Source organism: Microbacterium sp., from assembly GCF_047602155.1.
Taxonomy (GTDB): domain Bacteria; phylum Actinomycetota; class Actinomycetes; order Actinomycetales; family Microbacteriaceae; genus Microbacterium.
In genome coordinates, this window is the sequence record NZ_JASGHZ010000001.1 from 1055824 (window position 1) to 1080505 (window position 24682).

Annotated in this window: 27 protein-coding genes; 6 read left to right on the plus strand and 21 right to left on the minus strand. The window is 72.5% G+C overall.

All coding sequences use genetic code 11. The features are described 5' to 3' along the window. Positions 1-231: 231 nt before the first annotated feature. From QM720_RS05045 to QM720_RS05095, 11 genes are all read right to left on the minus strand, one after another. Positions 232-1659, minus strand: a complete 1428-nt coding sequence (locus QM720_RS05045; RefSeq protein ID WP_415125060.1) for a hypothetical protein — start codon at positions 1657-1659, stop codon at positions 232-234. Beyond that, entirely contained in the window at positions 1649-2791 is a 1143-nt protein-coding gene (locus QM720_RS05050; protein ID WP_415125061.1) for a TIGR03943 family putative permease subunit, read from the minus strand. Before QM720_RS05050 ends, QM720_RS05045 begins: the two co-directional genes overlap by 11 nt. Then, complete coding sequence (locus QM720_RS05055) at positions 2784-3854, minus strand: permease (protein WP_415125062.1); 1071 nt, start codon at positions 3852-3854, stop codon at positions 2784-2786. The genes QM720_RS05050 and QM720_RS05055 overlap by 8 nt, the downstream gene beginning before the upstream one ends. Next, positions 3851-4252 carry a Fur family transcriptional regulator gene (locus QM720_RS05060; RefSeq protein ID WP_415125063.1) on the minus strand — a complete coding sequence of 134 codons (402 nt, stop codon included), beginning with the start codon at positions 4250-4252 and terminating at the stop codon, positions 3851-3853. Before QM720_RS05060 ends, QM720_RS05055 begins: the two co-directional genes overlap by 4 nt. 58 nt (positions 4253-4310) lie before the next feature. Further along, entirely contained in the window at positions 4311-5168 is an 858-nt protein-coding gene (locus QM720_RS05065) for a metal ABC transporter permease (RefSeq protein WP_415125064.1), read from the minus strand. Then, positions 5165-6025, minus strand: coding sequence for a metal ABC transporter ATP-binding protein (locus QM720_RS05070; RefSeq protein ID WP_415125065.1), 861 nt, complete (start codon positions 6023-6025; stop codon positions 5165-5167). Before QM720_RS05070 ends, QM720_RS05065 begins: the two co-directional genes overlap by 4 nt. Continuing rightward, the gene (locus QM720_RS05075; RefSeq protein WP_415125066.1) at positions 6022-6960 is read right to left on the minus strand and encodes a metal ABC transporter solute-binding protein, Zn/Mn family; all 939 of its coding nucleotides are present in this window, start codon (positions 6958-6960) and stop codon (positions 6022-6024) included. Before QM720_RS05075 ends, QM720_RS05070 begins: the two co-directional genes overlap by 4 nt. 76 nt (positions 6961-7036) lie before the next feature. Next, on the minus strand, positions 7037-8410 hold the full coding sequence (locus QM720_RS05080; protein WP_415125067.1) for a dihydrolipoamide acetyltransferase family protein: 1374 nt from the start codon (positions 8408-8410) through the stop codon (positions 7037-7039). 136 nt (positions 8411-8546) lie between these two features. Then, on the minus strand, positions 8547-9521 hold the full coding sequence (locus QM720_RS05085; protein WP_415125068.1) for an alpha-ketoacid dehydrogenase subunit beta: 975 nt from the start codon (positions 9519-9521) through the stop codon (positions 8547-8549). Then, positions 9518-10648: a thiamine pyrophosphate-dependent dehydrogenase E1 component subunit alpha gene (locus tag QM720_RS05090; protein WP_415125069.1), complete on the minus strand. Its 1131-nt coding sequence runs from the start codon at positions 10646-10648 to the stop codon at positions 9518-9520. The genes QM720_RS05085 and QM720_RS05090 overlap by 4 nt, the downstream gene beginning before the upstream one ends. Positions 10649-11128: 480 nt before the next feature. Continuing rightward, on the minus strand, positions 11129-12193 hold the full coding sequence (locus QM720_RS05095) for a histidinol-phosphate transaminase (RefSeq protein WP_415125070.1): 1065 nt from the start codon (positions 12191-12193) through the stop codon (positions 11129-11131). Positions 12194-12355: 162 nt separating this feature from the next. On the opposite strand from QM720_RS05095, the gene QM720_RS05100 reads away from it, so the two are divergent. Genes QM720_RS05100 through QM720_RS05110 form a run of 3 tightly spaced genes read left to right on the plus strand, consistent with a single transcriptional unit; the run spans position 12356 to position 13351 of the window. Beyond that, positions 12356-12562 (plus strand): ribbon-helix-helix protein, CopG family, encoded by a 207-nt coding sequence (locus tag QM720_RS05100; protein ID WP_415125071.1) that lies wholly within the window; start codon positions 12356-12358, stop codon positions 12560-12562. Next, on the plus strand, positions 12559-12945 hold the full coding sequence (locus tag QM720_RS05105; protein ID WP_415125072.1) for a type II toxin-antitoxin system death-on-curing family toxin: 387 nt from the start codon (positions 12559-12561) through the stop codon (positions 12943-12945). Before QM720_RS05100 ends, QM720_RS05105 begins: the two co-directional genes overlap by 4 nt. Before the next feature lie 7 nt (positions 12946-12952). Next, the gene (locus tag QM720_RS05110; protein ID WP_415125073.1) at positions 12953-13351 is read left to right on the plus strand and encodes a phage holin family protein; all 399 of its coding nucleotides are present in this window, start codon (positions 12953-12955) and stop codon (positions 13349-13351) included. Here the strand turns inward: QM720_RS05110 and QM720_RS05115 are convergent. After that, the gene (locus QM720_RS05115) at positions 13317-14666 is read right to left on the minus strand and encodes a hypothetical protein (protein ID WP_415125074.1); all 1350 of its coding nucleotides are present in this window, start codon (positions 14664-14666) and stop codon (positions 13317-13319) included. The genes QM720_RS05110 and QM720_RS05115 overlap by 35 nt on opposite strands. Further along, complete coding sequence (locus tag QM720_RS05120; RefSeq protein ID WP_415125075.1) at positions 14663-14941, minus strand: hypothetical protein; 279 nt, start codon at positions 14939-14941, stop codon at positions 14663-14665. The genes QM720_RS05115 and QM720_RS05120 overlap by 4 nt, the downstream gene beginning before the upstream one ends. Positions 14942-15066: 125 nt before the next feature. Here QM720_RS05120 and QM720_RS05125 point away from each other — a divergent pair, with 125 nt between their 5' ends. After that, entirely contained in the window at positions 15067-15570 is a 504-nt protein-coding gene (locus tag QM720_RS05125; protein WP_415125076.1) for a low molecular weight protein-tyrosine-phosphatase, read from the plus strand. 47 nt (positions 15571-15617) lie between these two features. After that, on the plus strand, positions 15618-16997 hold the full coding sequence (gene purB, locus QM720_RS05130; RefSeq protein WP_415125077.1) for an adenylosuccinate lyase: 1380 nt from the start codon (positions 15618-15620) through the stop codon (positions 16995-16997). A gap of 16 nt (positions 16998-17013) precedes the next feature. Here purB and QM720_RS05135 read toward each other — a convergent pair whose 3' ends face one another. The 6 genes from QM720_RS05135 to QM720_RS05160 all read right to left on the minus strand — a co-directional run bounded on the left by QM720_RS05135 (position 17014) and on the right by QM720_RS05160 (position 20570). Further along, a complete protein-coding gene (locus QM720_RS05135) occupies positions 17014-17394 on the minus strand; it encodes an amino acid transporter (RefSeq protein WP_415125078.1) in 381 nt (126 codons plus the stop codon). Next, complete coding sequence (locus tag QM720_RS05140; protein ID WP_415125079.1) at positions 17391-18032, minus strand: acyl-CoA synthetase; 642 nt, start codon at positions 18030-18032, stop codon at positions 17391-17393. Before QM720_RS05140 ends, QM720_RS05135 begins: the two co-directional genes overlap by 4 nt. Positions 18033-18132: 100 nt before the next feature. Beyond that, positions 18133-18540 carry a VOC family protein gene (locus QM720_RS05145; RefSeq protein WP_415125080.1) on the minus strand — a complete coding sequence of 136 codons (408 nt, stop codon included), beginning with the start codon at positions 18538-18540 and terminating at the stop codon, positions 18133-18135. Positions 18541-18808: 268 nt separating this feature from the next. Next, entirely contained in the window at positions 18809-19156 is a 348-nt protein-coding gene (locus tag QM720_RS05150) for a helix-turn-helix transcriptional regulator (protein ID WP_415127815.1), read from the minus strand. Positions 19157-19229: 73 nt separating this feature from the next. Beyond that, on the minus strand, positions 19230-20177 hold the full coding sequence (locus tag QM720_RS05155; RefSeq protein ID WP_415125081.1) for a Gfo/Idh/MocA family protein: 948 nt from the start codon (positions 20175-20177) through the stop codon (positions 19230-19232). A gap of 24 nt (positions 20178-20201) precedes the next feature. Continuing rightward, positions 20202-20570 (minus strand): sterol carrier family protein, encoded by a 369-nt coding sequence (locus QM720_RS05160; protein ID WP_415125082.1) that lies wholly within the window; start codon positions 20568-20570, stop codon positions 20202-20204. Positions 20571-20696: 126 nt separating this feature from the next. Between QM720_RS05160 and purD the strand changes: the two genes are divergently transcribed. After that, positions 20697-21968: a phosphoribosylamine--glycine ligase gene (purD, locus tag QM720_RS05165; RefSeq protein WP_415125083.1), complete on the plus strand. Its 1272-nt coding sequence runs from the start codon at positions 20697-20699 to the stop codon at positions 21966-21968. 499 nt (positions 21969-22467) lie between these two features. On the opposite strand, the gene QM720_RS05170 is transcribed toward purD, so the two are convergent. Together QM720_RS05170 and QM720_RS05175 are read right to left on the minus strand one after the other, a co-directional pair. Continuing rightward, positions 22468-23877: a DHA2 family efflux MFS transporter permease subunit gene (locus QM720_RS05170; protein ID WP_415127817.1), complete on the minus strand. Its 1410-nt coding sequence runs from the start codon at positions 23875-23877 to the stop codon at positions 22468-22470. A gap of 146 nt (positions 23878-24023) precedes the next feature. After that, on the minus strand, positions 24024-24647 hold the full coding sequence (locus QM720_RS05175; RefSeq protein WP_415125084.1) for a helix-turn-helix transcriptional regulator: 624 nt from the start codon (positions 24645-24647) through the stop codon (positions 24024-24026). Positions 24648-24682: the final 35 nt, after the last annotated feature.

Here is a 24682-nt window from a genome sequence, read left to right on the forward strand (position 1 = left end):
GGGGTGCGAACTGCGTGCTGGAGTGCGCGCAGACAAAGAGTCAGTCTAGCACGGCGCCGCCGACCGTCACCCCGCCTCCGCCTCCGCGGGCGAGTTCGCGCGTCGCGGGGATGAGCCCGCGCAAACCTGCAGGAGCGGGTGTGACTGAAGTGACGGAATCGCCCGTTTCGGGCTCGATTTTCACGAGTGCTCCTGCATCCTTGCGGCGAGGGCGGCCACCCGGTGCGGCGCTCACGGGCGCGGCGGGGTCTGGCACCACGAGATGTCGAAACCGGACAGCGCGACGACCTCCGTGCCCGCCGTGTCGCCGCCGTCGTCGGTCAGCGCGACGACGTGGGTCTGGACGCGTTCGGGGAGGGGCAGCAGGTATCCGTCGTAGGCGTTCGAGACGGCATCCGGCGCGACGAGGAACGCGGCGTAGCGTCCGCTCGGCGACACGCAGGTCTGGATGAGGATGTCCTTCGGGTCGACCGAGAACACCGGCGTCGCCGCCCCGGTCGCGTCCACGAGGTTCACCGTCGTGGAGCGCACCGTGAACCCGTCGAGCACGGCGAGCACCCGCAGCGTCGACCCGTTCGCCATCGGGGTCACGGCGTTGACCTGCCCGAGCGCGGGGTCGGTCGCCGGAAGCGGCGTCTCCTGCGCCGACGCGAGGTCGAGCGCCACGGGCCCGTCGACGCGTCCGATGATCACCGTCGTCGATCCGCGCGCCAGGCCCTCGATCGTCATGGCGTTGCCGAGCGCGACGGGGTCGCCGCCGGGCGAGACGAGCGTGAGCGCCCCGTCGTAGGTGAGCATGAGGATCGTGTCGGTGCCGGGCACGAACCGCCAGCTGTCGACGCGCGAGTCGCCGCCGGTGCGCTCGATGGCGGTCGGGTCGGCAGCGCGCTGCGCGTACGTGAGCGATGCCGTGAACAGCATGCTCTCCCGCGCCCCGGCGGTGCCGATGCTCGCATCGGTGAAGGTGTAGCCGACGAGGTCGCCGCGGTCGGCGCTCTGCAGGTTCGTGACGACGCCGTCGCCGGGCAGCGTCAGCTCGCGCTCGCCCGAGCCGTCGAGGTCCGTGACGATGAGGTGCGAATGCTGGTCGGTGTCGAGGGTCGAGACCACGAGGTGGCTCGCCGTCGCGCGGAAGTCCTCGATGTGGTCGTTCGTGAACACCGGCACCCCCGCCGTGCCGGTGAGGTCGGTGCGGAAGATCGTGTCGCCGCCCGCCCCGCGCTGCAGCACGAACGCGTGCAGCGCCGGAGTGGAGAACGTCTCGGTGATGGTCGCCACCGGTCCCCCGCCCACGCCGACGAGCCCCGCGATCGTGACGGTGTAGGCGGTGTCGTCCCACAGCGGCTGCGCGAACCGGATGCCGACGCTGCGCCCCGACGTGTCCACCGTGAAGTCGGCGGCGGGCTCGACCGTGACCTGCGACGCGTCGACCTCGGCGAGCGACTGCGTCGTCGTGACGATGAGGCGAGAGCCGGCCGCGGATGCCGCCGCCTCCGGGTCGACGCTCACCTGCGTGACGCGCGGGCCCTGCGCCGTCGTCAGCGCGGCGCCGGCCAGGCCGAGCGTCGCGAGCACGGCCACGACGACGGCGAACGCGCCGATGAACGCGCGCGAACGGCGCCGGCGCGTGCGCGCGCGGCGGGAGCCGTCAGTACTCATACGGATCCTTCGGCTGGTCAACGACCTCGACGCTGGACGCCTGGATCTGCAGCCGTCCGTCGCTGTCGCGGATCGTGCCGGTGACGGTGACCCAGGTGCCGGTGCCGGGGATGCCGGCATCCACCGCGATCGGCACGCTCGCCGGCTGGGCGTCGATGACGCAGTGCGTGATGACCAGGCGGGTCAGGTCGAAGCCGCCGGCGGCGGGCGTGACGAAACCCGTGAGGGTCACCTCGTCGCCGTCGAACGCCTGCGGATTGGTCGCCGTCGCGAACACGCTCGCCCACTCGCCGACGCCGAACGACGCGGTGTCGCCGGTGGCGGCGAGGGCGATCGTGTCGGCGCCCTGGAACAGCGGCGGAGCCCCGGTGTCGCGCTGCATGGCCAGTTCGGCCGACAGCGTCGCCGGCGGTGTGAGCACGACGGCCGCGACGACCGCCGTGGCCAGGACGCCACCGGTGACGGTGGCCGCGGTGCGGGTCGCGGCGCCCAGCGCGGCGCGGGCTGCGGCGCCCGGCGCGGTACGGGCTGCGGAGCCCAACGCGGCGGGCGCGGAGCGCGACGCGGCGGCGGCGCGTGTCTCCGATGCCGGGCTCGTCCCGGGGCCGCGGCCATCTCGCTCATCCGTCGCAAGCTCATCCGTCGCAAATCGTGTCGTCCGGGCGAGATGGCCGTGGTTTGCGCCGGATGACGCATCCACCGCCCCGTTCATCCGTCGCGAATCGCGCCCATCCGCGGCAATGGCCGTGGTTTGCGCCGGATGAACCTCGCCGCCGTGGGAGCCGCCGAGCCCGTGCCCGCTTCCCGCGCCGGCGCTGTGCCCAGGCGCATGCCTGCCGCCGGCGCCGTGCTCACCACCGTGGTCGTGCCCGCCGCCGTGCCCATCTCCGCCGGCGTCCCCGCCGCCGTGGTCGTGCCCGTGGTCGGCCTCGGCGCCGCGCGGCAGCGCGCAGCTCGCCGTCGCCCCCACCAGCGCGAGCACCGCCATCGAGACCGCGAACCACGCCGAGTCGGGATTGATGTAGAGCCCGAGCTGCCCGGTGAGCCACAGCGCGATCGTGACGGCGGCGAGGCCTGCCGCAAGGCCCACCCCCAGCAGCCGCGCGCCGATCCCGCTCCAGACCTCACGCAAGGAGGTTCACCACCGATCCGACGGCGATGGCGAACAGGATGACGATCACGACGAGCCCGCCCAGCACCTTCGTGCGGAAGGTCGTGCGCAGCAGGGCGAGCATCTTGACGTCGACGAGGGGGCCGACGAGGAGGAACGCGACGATCGAGCCGGGCGTGAATGTCGAGGCGAACGACAGGGCGAAGAACGAGTCGACGTTCGAGCAGATCGACACGATCATCGCGAGCGCGATCATCGCGATGATCGACAGGGCCGGGTTCGACCCGATCGCCAGCAGCGCGTTGCGCGGCACGAGCACCTGCACGGCGCCGGCGAGGGCCGATCCGATGACGAGAGCGGGCATGACGGCGCGCAGCTCGACGACGAACTGGGCGAGGCTCTGCCGGCCCTTGCCCGCCGCGTGGTCGTGCTCGTCCCCGTGACGCACCGCGCAGCTGGCGACGAAGCGCTCGGTGAGGAGGGCACTCGCATCGGGATGCCGGCTGTACAGCCACCCGATCAGGTTCGCGACGGCGAACCCGCCGAGCAGCCGCGCCACGAGGATGCCGTCGTCGAATCCGAACGCCTGATGCGTCGTGATGATGACGATGGGGTTCACGATGGGCGCCGCGACGAGGAAGGTGAGGGTCTCGGCGACCCCGAATCCGCGCATCATGAGGCCGCGCGCGAACGGCACGTTGCCGCACTCGCACACCGGGATCAGCATGCCCAGCAGCGACAGCACGGCGCGGCGCGCCCCGGCACGGCGCGGCATCCATCGCTCGATCGCTCCCGGGGGCACCCAGACCTGCACGACGATCGACAGCAGCACGCCGAGCATGACGAACGGCAGCGACTCGATGAGCACGCTGATCGCGAGGGTCAGACCGTCCTGGATGCGGGTCGGCAGGGCGGGGCCGGGCGAGAGCAGCGCGACGACGACGAGCGCCGCGACCGCCAGCACCCCGGCGCCGACCAGGAGCGCGGTGCGGGCGGGGCCTGCGCCGTGGTCACGATGCGGCGTCCCGTGCGCGGGCGCGGGACGAACGGATGCCGCGACCCGCGGCGACCGGACGTCGCTCAATCCGCGGCCTCCGCGGCGGCGCAGTCCGCGCACAGCCCGAAGATGTCGACGACGTGCTCGGCCTGCGTGAACCCGTGCGCCGACGCGGTGCGGCGCGCCCAGGCCTCGACCTCGTGCGCCTGGATCTCGACGGCGCGGCCGCACGAGCGGCAGATGAGGTGGTGGTGGTGGCCGGTGCTGGCGCACGCCCGGTAGATCGCCTCGCCGTCGGGGCTCTGCAGCTGATCGGCCTCGCCGCTGGCGGCGAGGGTCGCGAGCGCGCGGTACACCGTGGCCAGGCCGATTCCGGTGTTCTCGTCGCGCAGCGTCGCGTGCAGGCTCTGCGCGCTGACGAAGCCGGTCGCGTCGGCGAGCGCCTCGCGCACGCGCTCGCGCTGCCAGGTGTTGCGCTGGGCCATGCCCCGAGTCTAGGCCGCGGGTCTTGGAGCCTGCTGGGCGTGATCTGCGGGCACGGGTTCAGTCGCGGGTCGTGCGGTCGCGGCGCGCGCCGACGATGCGGCATACGACGTAGATGAGGAACGAGATCGTCGTGATGTACGGGCTGACCGGCAGGGTTCCCATGATGGCGAGGAGGATGCCGCCGACGGCCGCCGCGACCCCGAAGGCGGCGCTGAGCAGCGGCACCGCCAGCGGGCCCGTGCTCACGCGCATCGCCGCGGCGGCGGGGGTGACGAGCAGGGCGAGCACGAGCAACGCACCGGTGATGTGCACCGCGACGGCGACGATGACGCCGAGCAGCAGCATGAACCCGAACGAGACGGCCAGCGTCGGGACGCCGCGGGCGGCGGCCGACTGCGGGTCGAGCGAGTCGAAGCGCAGCGGCCGCCAGATCAGCAGCAGCGCGACGAGCACGATCGCCGACAGCACGATCAGCCACCCGAGCTGGGCGTTCTGCACCGAGACGATCTGGCCGGTCAGCAGGCTGAACCGGTTCGCGCTGCGACCGTTGTACAGCGAGAGGAAGAGGATGCCGAGGCCGAGGCCGAACGGCATCAGCACGCCGATGATCGAGTTGCGGTCGCGCGCGCGGGCGCCGAGCAGGCCGATCAGCGCGGCCGCGGTGAGCGACCCGAGGATCGACCCGGTGACGACGTCGAAGCCGAACAGCAGCGCCGCCGCGGCGCCCGCGAACGACAGCTCGCTGATGCCGTGCACGGCGAACGCCATGTCGCGCTGCATGATGAAGACTCCGATGAGGCCCCCGACGAGGCCGAGGACGAGCCCCGCCCACACCGAGTTCTGCACGAGGGCGAGGATCTCGCCGTAGTGGGCCGCGCCGCCGAAGAGGGCGTCGCCGATGTCCGACCAGTTCATGCGTCGTGCCCCCCGTGCGCGTGCGCGTCGTGCGCGTGCGCGTCGTGGTGGTGCGCCGACTCGGCGACGTCCGGCGCGCCGACCACGACGAGCCGGCCGCCGGCGCGCAGCACGAAGACGGGTGCGCCGTACAGTCCGGTCAGCGTCTCGGACGTGAGCACCTCGTCGGGCGTGCCGAGTGTGAACCGGCCGCCCGCGAGGTAGAGGATGCGGTCGACCGACCCCAGCACCGGGTTGATGTCGTGGGTGACCAGCAGCACGCCCGCGCCGCGCGTGCGCCGGTGGTGGTCGATGAGTTCCACGACGGCCTGCTGGTTGGCGAGGTCGAGGCTCGTGAGCGGCTCGTCGCACAGCAGCAGCGGCGGGTCGTCGGCGAGCGCCTGGCCGACACGCAGCCGCTGCTGCTCACCGCCCGACAGCAGTCCCACCGGCCGGTCGGCGAACTCCCGCGCGCCCACCGCGTCGATGAGGGCGTCGATGCGGGCGCGGTCGCCGCGCCGCGGCAGCGGCAGGCCGAAGCGGTGGCCGTCGACCCCGAGGGCGACGACGTCGCGCCCGCGCAGCGACGTCTCGCGCGGGAGGGGACGCTGCTGCGGGATGTACCCGATGCGGCGGCTGCCCTTGCCTCCCGGGTGCCCTGCCCGCCGCACCACTCCGGCGGCCTCGATGGTGCCCGAGCTCAACTGCTCCAGCCCCAGGATGGCGCGCAGCAGCGTCGTCTTGCCGGCGCCGCTCGGGCCGAGGACGGCGACCAGCTCGCCGGGCTCGACCGTGAGGTCGAGCCCGCTCCACAGCACACGTCCGCCGCGCGTGAGCGCGGCGGAGGTGATGTGCAGCGGGCTGGGCGCCGGGCTCACTGAGAGAGGGCGTTCTGGAGCTGGGTCGCCATGTCGGCCATCCACGTCACGTAGGTCTTTCCATCGGGAAGCAGTTCGGAGGCTTTGATCACCGGCACCGAGACCTCGGCCGCCTTGTTCTCGACCTCGGTCGTCTCGGCGCCCGCGGCCTGTGCGTTGATGAAGACTACCTTGACATCGCCCGAACCGATGAGGTTCAGCGCCTCGAGCAGCGTGGCCGGGGGCACGTCGTTGCCCTCTTCTACCGCTTCGCTGAACGCGTCCGGCGTGACGTTGACGAGCCCGGCCGCCTCGGCGAGGTAGGCCGGCACGGGCTCGGTGACGAAGAACTTCTCGCCGGAGTGGGCGGCCGCCACCTCGTCGAGGATCGGCGTGACCTGCGCGGCGATGTCGTCCGCGAAGGCCTGAGCGTTCGCGGTGAACTCGGCCGCGGCATCCGGATCGATCTTGCCCAGCTGGGTCGCGATCTCGTCGGCGACCTCCACCATGACCTGCGGGTCGTAGAAGACGTGCTCGTTGAAGCCCTCGACGGGCTGCGTCGGGTCGTCGCCGGACCACTGCGGCGAGAAGGCGACGGCGCTGATCAGCGGGGCGGAGGTGCCGGCGGCCTCGACGAGGCTGTCGACGAAGGGGTCGTAGCCGCCGCCGTTCTCGATGACCAGTTGCGCGTTCTTCACCGTGAGCTGGTCGGAGGCGCTCGCCTCGAACTCGTGCGGATCCTGGCTGAACGACGCGATGAGCGAGGTCACCTCGACGTGGTCGCCGCCGACGGTCTCGGCGATCTGGCCGTAGACGTTGGTCGACGCGACGACGGCGATGGTCCCGCCGTCGGAGGTGCCGCTCGGCGAGGCCGATCCGGAGCAGCCGGAGAGAAGAAGCGCTGCGGCCGTCAGGACGGCGGGCACGAGGGCGGGGCGGAGGTTCTTGCGAGGCATGCGACGAGCGTACCCGTATTGATAATCGTTCTCAAGTTGGTGCGCCGGCGAGCCCGGCTCACCCGCACACCGGCGCTCAATCGAGCAGCAGCGCCGGCTCCTCGAGGATCGAGGCGATGTCGGCGATGAAGCGGCTCATCCCGTCGCCGTCGATGACGCGGTGATCGAACGAGCCCGACACCGTCGTGACGAACCGCGGCCGCACCTCACCGTCGACGACCCAGGGCTTCTGGCGGATCGTGCCCATCGCGACGATCCCGGACTCACCGGGGTTGATGATGGGGGTGCCGGCATCCATCCCGAAGACGCCGATGTTGGTGATCGTGATCGTGCCGCCCTGCTGATCCGCCGGGGTCGTGCGCCCGTCGCGCGCCGTGAGCGTGAGCTTCTCCAAGGCCTTCGCCAGCTCGCGCATCGACAGATCCTGCGCGTCCTTGATGTTCGGCACGAGCAGACCCCGGGGGGTCGCTGCGGCGATGCCGAGGTTGACGTAGTTGCGCACCCGGATCTCCGCCGTACCGTCCTCGCGGTCGATCCACGCGGCGCCGATGAGCGGCGTGCGCCGCACCGCCCAGATCACGGCGCGCGCCATGATCAGCAGCGGCGAGACGCGGATGTCGGCGAAGTCGGGCGAGGCCTTCAGGCGCTTGACGAGCTCCATCGTGCGGGTCGCGTCGACGTCGGTCCACACCGACACGTGCGGCGCGGAGTACGCCGAGCCGACCATCGCGTTCGCGGTCGCCTTGCGCACGCCCTTGACCGGGATCGCCTCTTCGCGGTCGTCGAGGGCGGGCGCCTGCCGCACCGGCGCGGCCGGACCCTGCACGCGCGGCGCGACGGCGGATGCCGCGACCTCCGCCGCGACCGGAATCGTCAACTCTCGCTCCGCCGGGCGGTCGGGCGTGGCGAGGTTGCGGAACACCGACGCCTGCTCGGCGTGCCGCACGACGTCGTCGCGGGTGACCTCGCCGGCCGGGCCGGTCGGCGTCACGTCGGCCAGGGACACCCCGAGGTCGCGCGCGAGCCCCCGCACCGGGGGCTTGGCGACGACGCCCACCGAGGCCTTCACGGTCTCCGTGCGCTGCTGCGGCACCCGGCGGCGGCTGGTCGCGCCGGTGCCGGTGCCGTAGCCGACGAGCACGGCGCCGCCGTCCTCGGGCTCGGGCGCGCCGTGCGCCGAACGGCCGGCGGCGGCATCCGTCGTGTCGGCACCGCCCGCGATCGTGATGATCGCGGCGCCGACGGTCACCGTGTCGCCCTCGGCGGCGAGCAGGTCGCCGACCGTGCCGCCGAACGGCGACGGCAGCTCGACGAGCGACTTGGCCGTCTCGATCTCGACCAGCACGTCGTTGACGGCGACCGTGTCGCCGGGCGCGACGCGCCACTGCACGATCTCGGCCTCGGTCAGTCCCTCGCCGACGTCCGGCAGGTGGAAGGTCTGCGTGCTCATGCGGTTCTCCTCATCTCCACATCTCCACATCCATCTCCATCATCCCGCGAGACCGCATCCGTGCACCGAGACTGCGGTCGGCAGCTGCCGTCTCGGTGCACCAGTGCAGTCTCGCGGTCGGGGACACGGGCGGGGGTCAGTAGGCAAGGGCGCGGTCGACGGCTTCGAGGATGCGGTCGGCATCCGGGAGGTACACGCCCTCGAGCTTGGCGGGCGGGAACGGCACGTCGAAGCCCGACACCCGCAGCACGGGCGCCTCGAGGGCGAAGAAGGCGCGTTCCATGACGGATGCCGCCACCTCCGACCCGAGCGAGGTGAAGCCCGGCGCCTCCTGGGCGTAGACCATCCGCCCGGTGCGGCGCACCGAGTCGAGGATCGGCCCGTAGTCGATCGGCGACAGCGAGCGCAGGTCGACGACCTCGCACGACGTGCCCTCGCCCTCGGCGATGGCGGCGGCCTGCAGCAGCGTCGTCACCATGGCGCCGTGGCCGACGAGCGTGACGTCGGTGCCGCGGCGGACGATGCGCGACGCGTGCAGCGGCAGGGCCCGCTCGGTCGTGTCGACCTCGCCCTTCATCCAGTACTTCGCCTTGGGCTCGAGGAAGATGATGGGGTCGGGCGAGGCGATGGCGTCCTGGATCATCCAGTACGCGTCGTTCGGCGTCGAGGGGCTCACGACGCGCAGGCCCGGCGTGTGCGTGAAGTACGCCTCGGGGCTCTCCTGATGGTGCTCGACGGCGCCGATGTGGCCGCCGTACGGGATGCGGATCACGACGGGGAACGTCATCGCACCCTCGTGCCGGTTCGTCAGCTTCGCCAGCTGCGTCGTGATCTGGTCGAACGCGGGGAACACGAACCCGTCGAACTGGATCTCGCACACCGACCGGAACCCGGCCATCGCGAGCCCGATCGCCGTGCCGACGATGCCCGACTCGGCCAGCGGCGTGTCGAGCACGCGGCGCTCGCCGAACTCGGCCTGCAGGCCCTCGGTGACGCGGAAGACGCCGCCGAGGCGCCCGATGTCCTCGCCCATCATGAGCACGTGGTCGTCGGCGGCCATGGCGGCGCGCAGGCCCGCGTGCAGGGCCTTGGCGAAGGGCAGCACCGTCACGACGCACCCCCCTCGAACGAGGCCTCGTAGTCGGCGAGCCACCGCGCCTGTTCGGCGACGAGCGGATGCGCGTCGCTGTACACGTGCGCGAACATCGTGTCGGCCGCGAGCTCGCCGAGGGCGTTCGTGCGCACGCGCACGTCGTCGGCGTAGGCGCTGGCCTCGGCATCCACCTCCGCGAAGAAGGATGCCGGGGCGCCCCGGCCCTCCAGATACGCACGCATGCGGGCGATGGGGTCGCGGCGGCCCCACGACTGCTCCTCGTCGGACGTGCGGTACTTCGTCGGGTCGTCGCTGGTCGTGTGCGCGCCCATACGATACGTCACCGCCTCGATGGCCTGCGGCCCGCCGCCCGCGCGCGCCTCGTCGAGGGCGAGGCGGCTGACGGCGTAGCTGGCGAGCACGTCGTTGCCGTCGACGAGGGCCGAGGGCATGCCGTAGGCGGCACCGCGGTGGTACAGCGGCGCGCGCGACTGGGTCGCCACCGGCACCGAGATGGCCCAGTGGTTGTTCTGCAGGAAGAACACCTGCGGCGTGCGGTACGAGTTGGCGAACACCATCGCCTCGTGCACGTCGCCCTGGCTCGACGCGCCGTCGCCGTAGTAGACGATGACGGCCTCGTCGGCGGCGGGGTCGCCGGTGCCGCAGCGCCCGTCGAACACGAGCCCCATCCCGAGCCCGGTGGCGTGCAGCGTCTGCGAGCCGAGCACGAGCGTGTAGATGTGCACGTTGCCGTTGGTGGGATCGGTGGGATCCCAGCCACCGTGCGTGAGCCCGCGCATGACGCGGATGATGTCGATCGGGTCGACGCCGCGGGTCGTCGCGACGACGTGCTCGCGGTACGAGGGGAACAGGTGGTCCTGCGGGCGCGCCGCGCGCACCGAGCCGACCTGCGCCGCCTCCTGACCGAGCGACGGCGGCCACAGGGCGAGCTGCCCCTGCCGCTGCAGGTTGGTGGCCTGGCGGTCGAAGGCGCGGACCACGACCATGTCGCGGTAGAGGGTCTCCAGCTCTGCGTCGGCGAGCGCATCGATGAGCGGCAGGTAGCGCTCGGCCTCGGGCGTCGGGGCGAACGTCCCGTCGGAGGCCAGGACGCGCACGAGGGCCGGGTCGTCGGGCGAGGTCATTCCTTCACGCTAGCGCCCGGTGTATGCGGGGTGCTGCATGCGATGCACAACGCATCCGCGTTTTCGCCGTCGGATACCACCAGCGCTCCCTTCCCGTTCGGTCGCGGCAACCTGCGGGTGCAACGCCACGACACCCACAAAACGCCGCGACCCAACAACACGACACCCCGCCACAGCGATTCGGTCGCGGCGAACTGCGGGTACAGCACCACGACACCCACAAAACGCCGCGACCCAACAACACGACACCCCGCCACAGCGATTCGGTCGCGGCGAACTGCGGGTGCAACGCCGCGACACCCACAAAACGCCGCGACCGAACCGCGTAGCCGAAGGCGAGGGCGCGGCGGCGCCACGGCGCGAGGGGCGCGGCGGCGCGGCGGCACGGGCACGGGGCGAGGGAGGTCAGGGGGCGAGGGGCGAGGGAGGTCAGGGGGCGCGGCGGCGCGGGGGCGCGGCGGCGCCAGGGAGGTCAGGGGGTCAGGGGGCGAGGGGGGCGGCGACCTGGGCGACGCGGTCGAGGGCCTCGGCCTCGCCGATCGAGATGCGCACGCCGTCGCCAGCGAAGGGACGCACGATGAGCCCCGCCGCATCGAACGCCGCCGCGACCTCCAGCGCCCGCTCGCCGGCGGGCAGCCACACGAAGTTGCCCTGCGCGTCGGGCACGTCCCAGCCCGCGGCACGCAGGGCCGCGACCAGCGCGTCGCGGCGGGCGACGAGGGTCGCCACCCGGGCCAGCAGCTCGTCCTCGGCATCCAGGCTCGCGAGCGCCGCCGCTTCGGCGGCGGCGGTGACCGACAGCGGGATGCCGGTGCTGCGCGCCGCGTCGAGGATGCGCGGATGCCCCACCGCGTAGCCGACCCGCAGCCCCGCCAGGCCGTACGCCTTCGAGAAGGTGCGCAGCACGACGACGTTGCGCAGCCCGTCCGCCAGCACGGTCTCGCCGCGCACGGCGGCCGGATCGGTGACGAACTCGATGTACGCCTCGTCGAGCACCACCAGCACGTCGGCCGGGACGCGCGCGAGGAACGCGTCGAACGCCGCCTGCGTGACGACCGGGCCCGTGGGGTTGTTGGGGCTGCACACGATGACCATGCGCGTGCGGTCGGTGACGGCATCCGCCATCGCGGTCAGGTCGTGGCCGGCATCCGGCGCATTCGGGACGGGCACCGCGGTCGCGCCGGTGAGGGCGGGCAGGTTCGGATACGCCTCGAAGGAGCGCCACGGGTAGAGGATCTCGTCGCCGGGAGCCGCCGTCGCCTGCGCGAGCTGGTAGAGGATCGACACCGACCCGGCCCCGATGTGCACGGCGTCGTCGGTCACGCCGAACCGCTCGGCCAGGCGCGCCCGCAGCCGCGGCGACGACGCATCCGGGTAGCGGTGGAACGGCGTCGCCGCCTGCGCCGCCGCGACGACCGAGGGCAGCGGCTCGAACGGGTTCTCGTTGCTCGACAGCTTGAAGGCGTCGGCGCCGGCCTGTCTGCCCTGCCGGTAGGCGGGCAGGGCGGCGATCTCGGGACGGATGCGGACGGGCAGATCGGTCACGCGACGAGTCTACGGATGCCGGGCGCGGGCGCGGCATCCTGCTTTCGATCGCGGCGATTTGCGGGTGTTCGCGCGCCGCACCCGCAGGATGCCGCGACCGAACGGCCGACGTCGCCGCCGCCGTGCCTGGTGATACCGAACTGGTGGCGGTATCATTCTGGTATGGCGATGACACTGCGACTCCCCGAAGACCTCGACGCCAAGCTGGAGGCGCTGGCTCGCGCACGGCACACGTCCAAGCACGCTGTCGTGATCGAGGCTGCGAACCGATTCGTGTCCGATGAGGCGAAGACTGAGCTGGTGCTCGCTGCCGACGCTGAGGTCGCGCTCGAGTACGCGGACGCGCTCCGACGACTCGAAGACGCATGACGCTCTACATCGAGCCGCCCCAGGCCATGGCCGTGGTCGAGCGAATGGGGCTGCATGTCCGCGACCAGGGGCTGCTGTTCTCGGCGCTGGCGCGTCCGTCAGCCGGCATGTTCGGGCAGGACGCCTATCCGACACTGGAGCTGAAGGCGGCGGCGCTGTTCTCCTCGCTCGCGCAGAACCATCCCCCCTTCGACGGAAACAAGCGCCTCTCGCTGCGTCTCACCTTCACGTTCCTCCGCATCAACGGATTCCGCACGACCTTCACGAACGACGAGGCGTTCGACCTCGTGCTCCGCGTCGCCCAGAGTGCGATCGCGCTCGAAGACCTCGCCACCGAACTCGGGGCACACCTCGAGCCTCTCGACGACGCCGTGGCAGACTGACGGAACAATGCGCTTCTTCATCCGCGTCGTCATCAACGCCTTCGCCCTCTGGGTCGTGACGCTCATCGAGCCGCTGCACGTCGAGGTCATCGCCTTCGCGCCCGGCGAGACGCTGCAGCTCGTGCTGACCCTCCTCGCGGTCGCGGCGATCTTCGCGCTCGTGAACACGTTCATCGGCACGGTCATCAAGATCGTCGCGTTCCCGCTCTACATCCTCACGCTCGGGCTCATCTCGCTGCTGATCAACGGACTGCTGCTGTGGATCACCGCCTGGCTCACGCACTGGTGGGGCTGGGGGCTGCGCGTCGAGGACTTCTGGCTCGGCGTCCTCGCGGCCCTCGTGATCTCGCTCATCAACTGGGTGATCGGCATCATCCTGCGTCCGCAGCGGAAGTCCCGCCGCTGAACAGCTCGAGCGACACCTCGGGCGCGGGCTGCGGGGGCGGCGCGGGTCGCTCGGCGCCGTAGACGGTGACCTCGACGGATGCCGCCTCCTCCAGCTCGGTGAACAGGTCGCGGACGGCATCCATCCGCGGGTCGGACGAATCGTCGAGCTGCCGCGCCGTCGCAAGGTACTCGTCGAACTCGTGCGCCGCGAGCGCCCCGTCGTCCCACGGCGGGCGTTCCACGGTGCGTTCGGCGACGAAGCTCCCGGTCGCTCCCGTCCCGCCGGCCCGGCCGCCGTCGGACAGGGCCGAGACCGGGTCGTCGCGGTGCCGCAGCGCGACGCTCAGGGTGTCGCCGCCGACGGCGGGCTGCACCGGATTGCCGGCGGTGATGATCGTCGACACGGTGTAGGTGCCCGCCAGCGCGACGGCGCTGACCACCATCGCCCCCTGCGAGTAGCCGACGAGGTGCACCGTGTCGCCCGGCCGGGCGCCCGAGTCGGCGAGCGCCTGCAGCATCGCGTCGTACGACGCCGCGCGCTCCCCCGAGTACAGCTCGATGTTGGAGCGCATGTCGAAGGCATCGCTCGACGCCCCGGGGGCCACCGTCTGGGTGCCCGCAGCATAGGCGACGTACTCGTGCGACCCGTCGGGCATCGTGTACTCCTCGATGCGGATGCGGCTGTCACCGCCGCCCGGCATGCGCGCCAGGAGCTGCTCCAGCGACTCCGGCGCGGTGGTCGCGGAGCGCCGCAGCACCGGCGTCGAGACCGGCTCGGCGCTGCCGGTCAGCGGCCGGTCGGGGGTGCCGTGGCCCCAGGCCGTGACGACGGCGAGCAGCGCGTTCAGGAGCAGCGCCAGGGAGCCGAAGCTCGACCCGGTGGGCTCGAACTGGTCGACGAGGCCCCCGCCGACGCCGAGGCGCCACTGCCCCGTCAGCCACGCGGCACGCAGGCTCACCAGCGGATCGGCGTCGGCGAGCTCGCGCTGACGCCCCGTGAGCCGCGCGACGACGTCAAGGTCGCCCGCCGCCCGCGCCACCTCGAGTTCGGCCGCCAGCTCCGCGAACTCGTACGTGTCGGCGAGGCTGCGCAGGTCGGCCGCGATGGCCGCGGCATCCGTCCCCGCCGCGGTCGCCTCCCGCGCCGGCGGATACAGCCAGATCCCGGCGTCGAGCAGGATGCCGGTGGCCCGGGCCAGCACGTCGTGCACCCGGTCGCAGGCCGCGGCGAGCAGGGTCAGCCGGGCGGCGGCGTCGCGCAGGAGCTGGGTGTCGACCGCGACGACCCCGCCGCCGCGGATGTCGAGGTCGTCGGCGGGCGCGCTGACGCTCATGACCACCGCTCCACCATCGCGGAGACCTCGGCGCACTGCCGTGCCGCGAGGTCGCCGTCGCTCAGGGCGATCAGCCGATCGAGGGCGTCGAGCTCGTCGCGCAGCCGCGCGCTGGCGCCGCGGAAGCCGTCGGCGGCACGCGACCGCCAGTCGGTGGCGGCGGCGATGGCGGTCGCGGTGCGACTCAGGTCGGCGGCATCCGTCGCGGCCTCGGCCAGGAGGCGGCGCGCGCTCGCGAGCGCGGTGAGGGTCGGGGGTACGGGGACGGCATCCATCCCGACAGCCTGACGGCTGCCGGCGCCCCGTGGGAGCGCGAAGGCACGATCTGTGGACAGTTCGCCGAAATCGGCACCTGTGCAGGAGGCTGTGCAGGGCCGGTCGCACGAGGCACAATGAACAGATGCGTGCCGACGTCGAGCCCTTCCGCGTCGTGTTCGTGTGCTCCGGCAACATCTGCCGCTCGCCGATGGCCGAGGTCATCTTCCGGGCGTTCGCCGACCGGTCGGGGTTCGGCGAACGCGTCGTGTCGGCCAGCGCGGGCACGGGCGACTGGCACGTCGGCGAACGCGCGGACGGCCGCGCGATCGACGCACTCGCCCGGCGGGGATACGACGGCACCCGCCACCGCGCCCGGCAGTTCACCCCCGGCGACTTCGACCGTCACGACCTCGTCGTCGCGCTCGACCGCTCGCACGAGCGCATCCTGTCGGGCTGGGCGCGCACCAGCGCCGACGCCGACAAGCTCGCCCTCCTGCTCTCGTTCGACGAGGCGGCGGGGAGCCTCGACGTGCCCGACCCGTACTACGCCGAGCCGGAGATGTTCGACGAGGTGCTCGGTATGATCGAAAGCGCGAGCCGGGCGCTCTTCCGGCAACTCGAACCCGCGATCCGGCCGTCGGCATAAGCGCGTCGAGCCCGGCGCCCGCCGCCCATCCGATCGGAGCCCGCGCCTTGACAACTCTCGCCGACCAGCCCCTGAGCCCGCTCGACGGCCGCTACCGCGGCGCCGTCGCAGGTCTTTCCGACTACCTCTCCGAGGCCGGGCTCAACCGGGCGCGCGTCGAGGTCGAGGTGGAGTGGATCATCGCCCTCGCCGGGCGCGGCCTGTTCGGCGCCACGCCGTTGGATGCGACCCAGCAGGAGGCGCTGCGGGCGCTGTACCGCGACTTCGGCCAGGCCGAGATCGACTGGCTGGCCTCGACCGAGTCGGTCACCCGGCACGACGTGAAGGCCGTCGAATACCTCGTGCGCGACCGGCTCACCGCCCTCGGGCTCGACGCCGTCGCCGAGCTCACCCACTTCGCCTGCACGAGCGAGGACATCAACTCCGCCTCGTACGCCCTCACCGTCAAGCGCGCCGTCGAGAACGTGTGGCTGCCGAAGCTCCACGTCGTGATCGACGCCATCGCGGCCCTCGCCGAGCAGCATCGGGATGCCGCCATGCTCTCGCGCACGCACGGTCAGCCCGCGACCCCGTCGACGATGGGCAAGGAGCTGGGCGTGTTCGCGTGGCGCCTGCGCCGGGTCGCCGCGCAGATCGCGGGCGGCGAGTACCTGGCGAAGTTCTCCGGGGCGACCGGAACCTGGTCGGCGCACCTGGCCGCCGCCCCCGACGTGGACTGGCCGGCGCTCTCGCGCGAGTTCATCGAGGGGCTGGGCCTGCACTTCAACGTGCTGACGACGCAGATCGAGTCGCACGACTGGCAGGTCGAGCTGTACGACCGCGTGCGTCACGCCGGCGGCATCCTGCACAATCTCGCGACCGACATCTGGACGTACATCGCGATGGGCTTCTTCGCGCAGATCCCGGTCGCCGGCGCCACCGGCTCGTCGACCATGCCGCACAAGATCAACCCGATCCGCTTCGAGAACGCCGAGGCGAACCTCGAGATCGCGGGCGGTCTGTTCACGACGCTGGCCGCCACCCTGGTCACGAGCCGGATGCAGCGCGACCTCACCGACTCGACGACGCAGCGCAACATCGGCGTCGCGTTCGGCCACTCGCTGCTGGCCCTGGACAACCTGCAGCGCGGCCTCAAGGAGATCTCGCTGTCGCGCGACGTGCTGCTGGCCGACCTCGACGCCAACTGGGAGGTGCTCGCCGAGGCGATCCAGACCGTCGTGCGCGCTGAGATCGTGGCCGGGCGCTCGGCCATCACCGACCCGTACGCGCTGCTGAAGGATCTCACGCGCGGCCGCCGCGTCGGCGGGCCCGAGCTCGCCGAGTTCGTGCGCGGGCTCGACATCGGCGACGAGGCGAAGGCGCGCCTGCTCGCCCTCACCCCCGCGACCTACACGGGCCTCGCTTCGGAGCTGGTCGGCGAGCTCTGACGCACGCGGCGCCGCGTCAGTCGCGCGGCGCGGTGTCGTCGTCGGATGCCGGTGCCGCGGCATCCGCGGCCCCCTCGGCGGGATTCTCGTCGAGCAGCACGCCGTGATCGACCTCACGCGTGATCTCGGCGGGGTCGACGGCGAGCATGAGCAGCGCGATGATCACGAGCGTCGCGATGAACGAGATGCCGGCCACGACCCCCGCCACCTGGGCGATGCGCAGGTGCGGTTCGAGTTCACCGGGCTCCGGCGCCGGCAGATCGGTGAAGAAGCCCATCGACACGAGCGCGACGCCGCCGCCGAACACCGCGGCGGCGAAGGCGAGCCCGAGCAGCTGCACCGGCTTCATGAGGTCGCGGCGCGTCGCGGGACGCGGCCCGAGGTTCGGTTCGCTCACGCCACAGCCCCCGCCCGCCGCGGCGACAGGCCCGCGATGCCGAGGAACACCGCGACGATCGCCGCGTAGCCGCCGAACAGGCCGACCCCGATCGCGATGCCCGTGAGGGTGAAGCTCTGCCCGGCATCCGCGATGAAGTAGTCGAGGCGGTACGCCGGATTGACCACGAGCAGCGCGATGCCGAGAGCGATCGTGAACGCCCCGATGAGGATCTCGTCGCGCGCGTCGTCGCGGCCCTGCCGGCGGTCGCGCACTCCCCACCCCAGCTCGGCGGCGCCGCTCAGCAGCGCCCAGGCGATCAGCAGCCAGAAGAACAGCGTCGTCGAACGGATGCCGGGCAGGCCCGACACCATGCCGGCCACGAGCATGAGCGCGCCAAGCACGATCGGCAGCGCGCGGCGCGCGCGCGGGTAGGCGAGCCACGCGCCGAGCAGCAGGACGAGCGCCGACGCCGTCGCCCAGCCGCTGAAGACGGACAGGCCGACGGTCGCGGAGTGATCGGGCGTGAAGGTGATCATGATCGCCGCCACCGCCGCCAGCGCGGCGCGCGCGAGCTGCACGTGCCGCGTCGTGAAGACGCGCACGGCGGGTGCCGCGGGCGCGGTGGCGCGCGCGGCAGCGCTTTCGGCGTCAGGCACGGCGAGACCCATCGGATCGGGGACGGCGGAACCTCACCAGTCTAGGTCGTCCGGCGCGTCCCACCCGCCGTCGCGGCGGGCGGGGTCACTCGGCGGGCTGTCACGCCTGGTTGATGCGGATGTGGGTGCCCGCCGGGTCGCGGAAGGCGCAGTCGCGGGTGCCCCAGGGCTGGTCCATGGGCTCCTGCAGCACCTCCGCGCCCGCGGCGCGCCCGCGCTCGAACGCGGCATCGAGGTCGGCGGCGAAGAAGACGTACGGCCCCGGACCCGAGCCCTTGGCGACGAGGCGGTGCAGCGCCTCGGCATCCTCGGGGGAACGGCCGGCGCCCGGATCGGAGAGCACGAGCGCGACGCCGGACCCGCCGGACGTGCCGACGGTGACCCAGCGGTGACCGTCGGAGGCGATGTCGCCCAGGAGCTCGAGCCCGAGCGCGTCGCTGTAGAACGCGATGGCGGCGTCGACGTCGTCGACGGTGATCGGGCAGTACATGAGGGCGATGTCAGTCATGGCGGCAACGATACGGATGCCGGCCCGGATGGTGCTTCTCCGATCCTGCTCGACCGCGCCGCCGCCTGCGTCGCGGGCGCCGGGCGTCGCGTCGCGGGCGTCGCATCGCGCGCGTCGCGGGCGTCGCGAAATACGGAGATGTCGCGAAAAACGGATGGTTCAGCCGGCATCCGTCCGTATTTCGCGACTTTTCCGTTTTTCGCGGCGCGGATGCGGCGGGCCTGGGTGCCGCCGAGCGCGGCGGACGCCGCGGATGCCAGCGGGCCGGTCAGGCGTAGCGGGTCGGGCGGGTGAGGATCTTGGCCGTGCACGCGGGCATCGCCTCGGCGGCCTCGTGCGGACGCGCCCGGTAGGCGCTCGGGGTCTCCCCGACGAGCCGCGTGAACGTGGAGCTGAACGACCCGAGCGAGGTGGCGCCGACGGTCATGCAGGCCTGGGTCACGCTCATCCCGCCCCGCAGCAGCGCCATCGCCCGCTCCACCCGCCGCGTCATGAGGTACGCGTAGGGCGTCTCGCCGTACGCCTCGCGGAACTCGCGGGAGAAGTGCGCCGGCGACATGAACGCCTTCGCCGCCATCGTCGGCACGTCGAGGGGCTCGGCGTAGGCGCGGTCCATGAGGTCGCGGGCGCGACGCAGATGCGCGAGCGTCTGCGGGGATTGCGGCGAGGCCGGCGAGGGTGCGGCCCGATCAGCCACGGATCGCCTCGACGGCCCGCAACACGGCGAGGGTGCGGGCGTGGTCGGGGGCGGCATCCGCCTCACCGCGCACGAGGGCGGCGAAGCGGGCGACCTCGTAGACCATGTTGTTCTCCGCTCCGTCGACGCGGTGCACGGTGCGGATGCCGCCCAGCCCCGTCACGGCGATCTCGCGCGGGTCGGTGATCGCGTCGATCTCGATCGTGCCCCGCTCGCCCTGGATCTCGTCGGGCCGGGCCGTGAACCCGATCTTGGAGAACGCGATCTGCGCGACGAATCCGTCGTAGGCGAGGAGGGCGGCGCCCGCGCCGTCGGCGCCGGTCGCGACCGGGACGAGACGTCCGGCGACGTCGTTCGGCGCACCGAACAGCGCGATCGCCGCGCTCAGCGGATAGACGCCCAGGTCGAACAGGGCGCCGCCGGCCAGCGCCGGGTCGAAGATGTTCGGCGTCTCGCCGGCGAGGACGAGGTCGTAGCGCGCCGACCGCTTGCCGTAGGTGAACGATGCGAGCCGCACCGGGCCGATCTCGGGCAGCAGCTCGCACACCCGGGAAAGGCCCGGGTCGTACGCGTTGCGCATGCCCTCGAAGACGACGACCCCGCGCCGCCGCGCGTGCTCGACCAGCGCGGCGAACTCGGCCGCCGTCGGGGTCGCGGGCTTCTCCAGGAAGACGTGCACCCCGGCGGCGATCGCCCGGGCGGCCTGGCCGGCATGGGCGCCGTTGGGCGACCCGACGTACACCGCGTCGACGTCCCCTCCGGCCAGGAGCGCGTCGAGGTCGGTGCTGACCCGGGCGACGCCGATGCGGTCGGCGAACGCCCGGCCGCGGGCGGCGTCGCGCGAGGTCACCGCGTCGATCCGGATGCCGTCCACCGCGGTGACGGCATCCGCGAATCGCTCGGTGATGGTGCTGGTGCCGATCGTGGCGAGTCTGATCACGTGCTCCACGATAGGCCGGGCGGATCAGGGCCGCAGCGGCAGCAGCGGCGACAGGTCGGCGCGCGTGCCCGAGGCGAGGATACGGCCGGAGGCGACGGCATCCGGCCACGCCTCGGCACCGGTGGCGAGGGCGATCCAGGTCGCGGCGTCGAGTTCGACGACGTTCGGGGGCGTGCCGCGGGTGTGGCGCGGCCCCTCGATCACCTGCACGGCGCCGAAGGGCGGCACCCGCACCTCGACGGTGCCGCCCGGCGCCTTCTCGGCCAGCAGCTCCAGCAGGTACCGCACCGCGGTGGCGAGGTCGGGGCGGGCGGGCGCGGTCTGCACGGCGTCCGCCGCAGCGACGGCGGCGAGGGCGGCCCGCCCCGCCTCGGTCCCGATCCTGCGCGCCATGCCTCCACGCTAGCCCGACCGGGCCCGCCCCCGACGCGCCCGCCCCCACCGGCGGCGCCGAAACCGCGAATCTGCCTGAGTCATGCGCCCAGAAAGCGGCCACGGCGCCGCGGGTAGGCTGGCCGGGTGCGCATTCTCGTCCTCGGTTCCGGTGCCCGCGAGCACGCCATCCTCCTCGCGCTGAAGGGAGAGGATGCCGGTCACGAGCTGTTCGCCGCCCCCGGCAACGCCGGCATCGCCGCCGACGCGACGATCGCGGCGGACCTCGACCCGAACAGCCCGGCGCAGGTCACGGCATTCGCGAACGACGAGCACATCGACCTCGTCATCGTCGGCCCCGAGGCGCCGCTCGTCGCGGGCGTCGCCGACGCGCTGCGCGAGCGGGGCATCCCGGTGTTCGGCCCCGGCCGGGCCGCCGCCCAGCTGGAGGGCTCGAAGGCCTTCGCCAAGCGCGTGATGGACGCCGCCGGCGTCCCGACCGGCCGCGCCACCCGTGCGACCACCCGCGCCGAGGTCGAGACCGCGCTCGACGCCTACGGCGCGCCGCACGTCGTGAAGGCCGACGGCCTCGCCGCGGGCAAGGGCGTCATCGTCACGGGCGACCGCGCCGCCGCCCTCGCCCATGCCGACGCGTACCTCGCCTCGGGCGCGGTGCTCGTCGAGGAGTTCCTGGCTGGCCCCGAGGTGTCGCTGTTCTTCGTCAGCGACGGCGACGCCGTGCGCGCGCTGAGCCCCGCGCAGGACTTCAAGCGCGCGTACGACGGCGACGCCGGCCCGAACACCGGCGGCATGGGCGCCTACTCGCCGCTGCCCTGGCTGAACGACCGCTTCGGCAGCGAGGCCGAGTTCGTCGCCGAGGTCACCCGCACCGTCGCCGAGCCGGTGATCCGGCAGCTGGATGCCGAGGGCACGCCCTTCATCGGGCTGCTCTACGCCGGGCTCATCCTCACCGACGACGGCGTCAAGGTCATCGAGTTCAATGCCCGTTTCGGCGACCCCGAGACCCAGGTCGTGCTCGCCCGTCTGACGAGCCCGCTGTCGCGGCTGCTCATGTCGGCCGCGGCCGGGCACCTCGAGGACGAACCCGATCCGGTCTTCGCCGACACCGCCGCGATCACGGTCGTGCTCGCCAGCGAGGGCTACCCCGAGCAGCCCGTCACGGGGCGGACGATCACGGGGACGGATGCCGCGGCATCCGTCCCGGGCGTCCACCTCGCGCACGCCGCCACCGCCCGCGTCGACGGCGGAGCGCTCGTCGCGACGGGAGGCCGGGTGCTGTGCGTCGTCGCCACCGGCGACACGTTCGCGCAGACGCGCGAACGTGCATATGCCGCGATCGGCATGATCGGGCTCGAGGGCGCGCACTTCCGCACCGACATCGCCGCGCGCGTCGCCTAGCCGCCCGCGCGACGTCGCCGCCCGCGCCTTCATCCGGCGCAAACCACGGCGACCGGCCCGTTTGGACGCGTTCTGCGACAGATGAACGAACGGCGCGTCGGCTCATCCGTCACGAACGACGGCGACCGGCCCGTTTGGACGCGTTCTGTGACGGATCAACGAGCGACGCGCCGGCTCATCCGTCACGAATGACGGCTACCGGACCATGTGGACGCGATTTGTGACGGATCAGCGAGCGGCGGTCCCCGCCCGCCACCCTCATCCGTCACAAACAACGGCCACCGGGCCGCTTCACCGCGGTTTGTGACGGATCAACGAGCGACGCGGCCCCGCCTGCGGCGCCCTCATCCGTCACGAACGACGACTATCGGACTGTGTGGGCGCGGTTTGTGACGGATGAACGGGGATGCCGCGAGCCGGGAGCCGCGGCATCCCGCGAGCCGAGCCGCAACATCCGCGAGCCGCAACATCCCCCGAGCCGCAACACCCCGGAGCCGCGTCAGCGGCGCGCGGCGAGGTGCTCGGGCCGGCGCAGGAACGGCACCACGACGACGCCGACGAGCATGACGGCGGCCGGCAGGAGCACCGACTGCGCCATGGCGTCGGAGAACCCCGCGACGACGACGTCGGGCAGCTGGCCCGAGCCGAAGTCGCCGCCGGCATCCGCGGCTCCGGGCAGGTTCGCCTCCAGCCGCCCCTGCATGAACGCGGCGATGGCGGCCGACCCGAGCACCGAGCCGATGGTGCGGGTCGTGTTGTAGATGCCCGAGCCGGCACCGGCCTGGCGCGGCGCGAGGTTGCGGGTCGCCGTGGTGGCCAGCGGCCCCCACATGCCCGACTGGCCGATGCCCATGAGCGCCGACGGCAGCAGGAACATCCAGATCTCCGTGTCGGGGTTCATCAGCGCCGCGTACCAGAACAGCGAGATCGCCGTCAGCAGTAGGCCCGGCACGAGCAGGAAGCGCGGGTCGACGCGGTCGAGGAGGCGGCCCGCGAAGGGCGCGAGCACGCCGGCGAGCACGGCCATGGGGATGAGCAGCAGCGCCGATTCGGTCGGAGTGAGTCCGCGCGCCAGCTGGTAGTAGAACATCATCGGCAGCGACATGGCCGTCACGGTGAACCCGACCGTCGTGATCCCGAGGTTCGCGACCGAGAAGTTGCGATCGCGGAACAGATCGAGCGGGACCAGCGGCTCGCTGCGGGTCTTCGCCTGCTGCCAGATGAACAGGCCCATGACGACCACTCCGCCCACGATCATCGCCCAGACCCACCCGGCCCAGTCGTAGTGCTCGCCCTCCTGCAGACCGAACACGATGAGGAACAGGGCGACCGCGCTGAGGAAGACCCCGACGATGTCGAAGCGGTGCTGGTGGGTCTCGAGCTTGGGCACGAGAATCCAGGCCATCACGAAACCGATGACGCCGACCGGCAGGTTGATGAAGAAGATCCACTCCCAACCGAAGCCGTCGACGAGCAGACCCCCCGCGAGCGGGCCGACGAGCATCGCGACGCCCGAGGTGGCGCCCCACAGGCCCATCGCCGCCCCGCGGCGCTGCGGCGGGAACGTGCGCGTGATGACGGCCATCGTCTGCGGTGTCATCATCGAGGCGCCCACGCCCTGCACGGCGCGGAAGGCGACGAGCATCGCCAGCGAACCCGACAGGCCGCAGCCGAGCGATCCGAGGGTGAAGACGGCGAGGCCGATGAGGTAGATGTTCTTCGGGCCGAAGCGGTCGCCGAGGCGCCCCGTGATGAGCAGCGGAACGGCGTAGGCCAGCAGGTAGGCCGAGGTGACCCACACGACGTTGTCGAGGTTGTTGGTGTCGGGGTCGAGCGCCGCCTTGATCGCGGGGTTCGCGACCGAGACGATCGTCGTATCGACGAGGATCATGAAGAACCCGATGACCATCGCCCACAGGGCGGGCCACGGGCTGCGCGGAGTCTTGACCGACCCGGTCGCGGTGGTGCCGAGCGTGCCGGATTCGGCGCGGTAACCGGTGGCGACGGATGCCGCGGGCTGCGCGGCGGCGGGATCGTGGTGCGGCGTGGGATCGGTCATGTCCGTGCGGCTTCTCTCTGTGCGAGGTAGCGGTCGGTGGGGCCGCAGGGCGACGGCCCCCACGAGAAATCGGGGTCGGCGAGGCGCTCGATCATGCCCCGCACCCAGGTCAGATCGGCGTCGAGCAGCAACGCCTGCCGCTCGACCTCGATGATGTACTGCTCGGGCACGCCCTTCGCGAGCGCCTTGGCGTGGCCCGCGCGGTGCAGTTCGCGCGAGGCGTCGAGCGCTTCGGCGCGCGCCGTCAGCAGCGCGATCACCTCGGCGCGGTCGAGGTCGTGCGCGGCGGCGAGCGCGACGCGGAACTCGGTCGGGTGGTCGAGGCGCGCAAGCTCACGGCGCACCCAGTCGGGCAGGGAGGTGCGCCCGGCATCCGTCAGGGCGTAGGTCGTGCGCTCGGGACGGTTGCCCTCGCGGTCGGTGCCGACCTCGGCGATGAGGCCGCACCGCTGCAGCCGCGCGACGGTGTGATACACCGTGCCGTTCGTGAGCGGCACGATGCGGTCGTCGTGCCGCTCACGCATGAGCCGGATCATCTCGTACGGATGCATGTCGTCTTCGCGCAGCAGCGCGAGCACCATGACGCTCAGGGGCGTCAGGCGGGCGACGGCATCCGACATCCGATTACTCCGCTTCGACTAGTCCATGTGGACTA